The organism is Klebsiella sp. MS 92-3, from assembly GCF_000195655.1.
GTDB classification, from domain to species: Bacteria; Pseudomonadota; Gammaproteobacteria; order Enterobacterales; family Enterobacteriaceae; genus Klebsiella; species Klebsiella pneumoniae.
In genome coordinates this window covers 11,730-16,159 of record NZ_GL882842.1, presented here as the reverse complement: position 1 = coordinate 16,159, position 4,430 = coordinate 11,730, and the positions used below count along the sequence as shown (strand labels likewise).

Annotated in this window: 3 protein-coding genes; all 3 read right to left on the bottom strand. The window is 59.0% G+C overall.

Going from position 1 to position 4,430, the window contains the following annotated elements; all coding sequences use genetic code 11:
• Positions 1-36: 36 nt before the first annotated feature.
• Complete coding sequence (lysS, locus tag HMPREF9538_RS06695) at positions 37-1,554, bottom strand: lysine--tRNA ligase (protein ID WP_002916299.1); 1,518 nt, start codon at positions 1,552-1,554, stop codon at positions 37-39.
• A 9-nt stretch (positions 1,555-1,563) separates the two neighbouring features.
• Positions 1,564-2,662, bottom strand: a protein-coding gene (gene prfB, locus HMPREF9538_RS06700) for a peptide chain release factor 2 (RefSeq protein WP_095858446.1) whose coding sequence is annotated in 2 segments (ribosomal slippage) — positions 1,564-2,586 and positions 2,588-2,662 — 1,098 coding nt in all. Because the reading frame shifts where the segments join, the coding sequence is not laid out codon by codon here.
• A gap of 85 nt (positions 2,663-2,747) precedes the next feature.
• Positions 2,748-4,430, bottom strand: a 1,683-nt coding sequence (gene recJ / locus HMPREF9538_RS06705) for a single-stranded-DNA-specific exonuclease RecJ (RefSeq protein WP_009485883.1), incomplete at its 5' end; no start/stop codon positions are given.

The following is a 4,430-nucleotide window of genomic DNA, read 5'->3' as shown; positions in this document are numbered from 1 at the left end:
CGGCAAGCCGGGTTTTTTGCTTTTCGCGAAGGGCGATTATTTCTGCGGACGCATCGCCGGGAACAGAATAACGTCGCGGATGGTGTGGCTGTTGGTGAACAGCATGACCATACGGTCGATACCGATACCCAGACCAGCGGTCGGCGGCAGGCCGTGTTCCAGCGCGGTGACATAGTCTTCGTCATAGAACATTGCTTCGTCGTCGCCTGCGGCTTTCGCATCAACCTGATCCTGGAAGCGCTGCGCCTGGTCTTCGGCGTCGTTCAGCTCGCTAAAGCCGTTACCGATCTCACGGCCGCCAATGAAGAATTCAAAGCGGTCGGTGATTTCCGGGTTGACGTCGTTACGGCGCGCCAGCGGAGAAACTTCCGCCGGGTATTCGGTGATGAAGGTCGGCTGGATCAGGTGCGCTTCCGCCACTTCTTCGAAGATCTCGGTCACGATACGGCCCAGACCCCAGCTCTTCTCCACTTTGATGCCGATAGATTCAGCGATCGCTTTCGCGGAATCAAAGTTATCCAGATCCGCCATCTCGGTTTCCGGACGGTATTTCTTGATCGCTTCGCGCATGGTCAGTTTTTCAAACGGCTTGCCGAAGTCGAACACCTGGTCGCCGTAAGGCACTTCGGTATTGCCGAGGATGTCCTGCGCCAGGGTGCGGAACAGAGATTCGGTCAGCTCGATCAGATCTTTGTAATCCGCATAAGCCATGTAGAGTTCCATCATGGTGAACTCTGGGTTATGACGAACGGAGATCCCTTCGTTACGGAAGTTACGGTTGATCTCGAAGACGCGTTCGAAGCCGCCAACCACCAGACGCTTGAGGTACAGTTCCGGCGCGATACGCAGGTACATGTCCAGATCCAGCGCGTTATGATGGGTGATGAACGGACGCGCGGAAGCGCCGCCCGGGATCACCTGCATCATCGGGGTTTCTACTTCCATAAAGCCGCGGCCAACCATGAACTGACGGATGCCCGCCAGGATCTGCGAACGCACTTTGAAGGTCTTACGAGATTCATCGTTGGAAATCAGGTCCAGGTAACGCTGACGGTAACGCGCTTCCTGATCCTGCAGGCCGTGGAATTTGTCCGGCAGCGGGCGCAGAGCTTTAGTCAACAGACGCAGCTCGGTGCAGTGGATAGAGAGCTCACCGGTTTTGGTCTTGAACAACTTACCGCGGGCGGCGATGATGTCGCCGAGGTCCCACTTTTTGAACTGGTCGTTATAAACGCCTTCCGCCAGGTCATCACGCGCCACGTACAGCTGGATGCGGCCGCCTACGTCCTGCAGGGTCACGAAGGACGCTTTACCCATGATACGACGGGTCATCATGCGGCCAGCAACGGCCACTTCAACGTTCAGCGCTTCCAGCTCTTCGTTTTCTTTGCCATCGAAGTCAGCGTGCAGTTGGTCAGAGGTATGGTCACGACGGAAATCGTTCGGGAATGCGACGCCCTGCTCACGCAGCGCAGCCAGCTTCTCGCGACGGGTTTTCAGTTCATTATTAAGGTCAATTGCCGCGTCAGCGCCCTGTGCTTGTTGTTCAGACATGTTGGTTCCTCATAACCCTGCTTTCAAACTTGCTTCGATAAATTGGTCCAGGCTGCCGTCGAGCACCGCCTGAGTGTTGCGGGTTTCCACCCCGGTACGCAGATCTTTAATACGCGAGTCATCCAACACGTAAGAGCGGATCTGGCTGCCCCAGCCGATATCGGACTTGTTGTCTTCCATCGCCTGCTTCTCGGCATTTTTCTTCTGCATCTCCAGTTCATAAAGCTTTGCTTTCATCTGCTTCATGGCCTGGTCTTTATTTTTGTGCTGCGAACGGTCGTTCTGGCACTGCGTCACCAATCCGGTCGGGATATGGGTAATACGCACCGCGGATTCCGTACGGTTAACGTGCTGACCACCGGCGCCGGAGGCGCGGTATACGTCAATGCGCAGGTCGGCCGGGTTAATTTCGATATCGATATCGTCTTCCACTTCCGGGTAAACGAACGCGGAGCTGAAGGAGGTATGACGGCGGCCGCCGGAATCGAACGGGCTCTTACGCACCAGACGATGAACGCCGGTTTCCGTACGCAGCCAGCCGTAGGCGTAATCGCCAATGATCTTAATGGTCACGGATTTAATCCCCGCGACTTCACCTTCGGATTCTTCGATGATTTCGGTCTTAAAGCCGCGCGCTTCCGCCCAGCGCAGGTACATGCGCATCAGCATGCTGGCCCAGTCCTGGGCTTCGGTGCCGCCGGAACCGGCCTGAATGTCAAGGTAGCAATCGGCGCTGTCGTATTCGCCGGAGAACATGCGGCGGAACTCAAGCTGCGCCAGCTTCTCTTCCAGGGTATCCAGCTCGGCGACGGCTTCGTTAAAGGTCTCTTCGTCGTCCGCTTCCACGGCCAGATCCAGCAGGCCGGCAACGTCTTCCAGCCCCTGGGACATCTGATCCAGGGTATCTACGATGGCTTCCAGGGAAGAACGCTCTTTACCCAGCGCCTGGGCGCGTTCGGGTTCGTTCCACACGTCCGGCTGTTCCAGCTCGGCGTTTACTTCTTCGAGACGCTCTTTCTTGGCATCGTAGTCAAAGATACCCCCTAAGAACGTCGGAGCGCTCCGTGAGGTCCTGAATGCGGTTTTTTACCGGATTTATTTCAAACATGGTCGGTTTCTTTTAATGGATTTGTCAAAATGCGGTGATAAGAGCGGAATTCTACCGGATTCGCGCCCTTATTCCTACACTGTTGTCAATTTGGCCAGAGGTGATCGATGATCAGCTGCAGGCTACGGTTGCCGCGGAACTCGTTGATGTCGAGCTTGTAGGCTAACTGGACTTCACGCACGCCGTTATCCGGCCAGATGGAAGTATCAACGTTGAAGGCGATACCGTCCAGCAGCGGCCCGCCGTCAACCGGTTCGACCATCACCTTCAGGTGACGCTCGCCCACCAGCCGCTGCTGCAGCAGGCGAAAACGACCGTCAAACAGCGGTTCCGGGAACATCTGCCCCCACGGCCCGGCGTCGCGCAGCATCTGCGCCACTTCCATGCTCATCTCCGCCGCCGCCAGCGGGCCATCGGAAACCACCTCTCCCTGCAACAGCGCAGGATCCAGCCATTCGGTCACCAGCTCGCCGAAGCGCTGTTGAAACTCTTCAAAACGCGCCTCCTCCAGCGATAAGCCCGCCGCCATCGCGTGGCCGCCGAACTTCAGGATTAGCCCGGGATAAAGCGTATCAAGGCGCTCCAGCGCATCGCGCATATGCAACCCCTGAATGGAACGACCGGAGCCTTTCAGCGTGCCGTCGCCGGTAGGCGCAAAAGCGATAACCGGGCGATGGAAGCGCTCCTTAATCCGCGAGGCGAGAATGCCGACTACCCCTTGATGCCATTGCGGATGGTACATCGCCAGCCCGCCGGGCAGGGTATCGGCGCTGCGCTCCAGCTGCTGACAGAGCGTTAGCGCTTCCGCCTGCATCCCCTGCTCAATCTCTTTGCGCGTCTGATTAAGCGCATCGAGCTCGTTGGCCAGCACCCGCGCTTCGCCGATGTTGTCGCACAGCAGCAGCGCGACGCCGACCGACATGTCGTCCAGCCGTCCCGCCGCGTTCAGGCGCGGCCCGAGGGCGAAACCGAGGTCGCTGGCCGCCAGCTTTTGCGGATCGCGGTTGGCAATTTCCAGCAGCGCCTTAATACCGGGCCGACATTTGCCGGCGCGAATGCGGCTTAGCCCCTGCCAGGTGAGGATACGGTTGTTAGCATCCAGCGGCACGACGTCCGCGACGGTGCCAAGCGCCACCAGATCCAGCAGCTCGGCAAGGTTCGGCGCGGGGATGCCGCGAGCGTCGAACCAGCCTTTATCGCGCAGAAAAGTGCGCAGCGCCAGCATCAGATAAAACGCCACCCCCACCCCGGCCAGTGATTTTGACGGGAAGTCGCAATCGCGCAGGTTGGGATTAACGATAGCTTCCGCCGCCGGCAGCGTCTCGCCCGGCAGATGGTGATCGGTCACCAGCACCGGGATCCCCAGCGCATGGGCATGATCGACGCCGGCATGGGACGAGATCCCGTTGTCGACGGTCATGATCATCTGCGCGCCGCGAGCATGGGCCTGATCGACCACTTCCGGGCTTAAACCGTAGCCGTCTTCAAAGCGGTTCGGCACCAGATAGGAGACGTTGCCGTAACCCAGCGCGCGCAGGGCCAACACGCTGAGCGCGGTGCTGGTGGCGCCGTCGGCGTCAAAATCACCGACCACCACGATGTGCAACCCTTTCTGGAACGCGTCATGCAGCATCTCGACCGCTTTTTCAACGCCGGTGAGCTGCGTCCAGGGGAGCATGCCTTTGACGCTGCGCTCCAGCTCCTGCGCGCTGCGCACCCCGCGGCTGGCATATAGCCGCTGCAGCAGCGGCGGCAGGGCGGCGGGGGG

Coding starts and splice junctions, on each gene's coding strand:
- lysS (WP_002916299.1), bottom strand. CDS start 1,554: ATGTCTGAACAACAAGCACAGGGCGCTGACGCGGCAATTGACCTTAAT.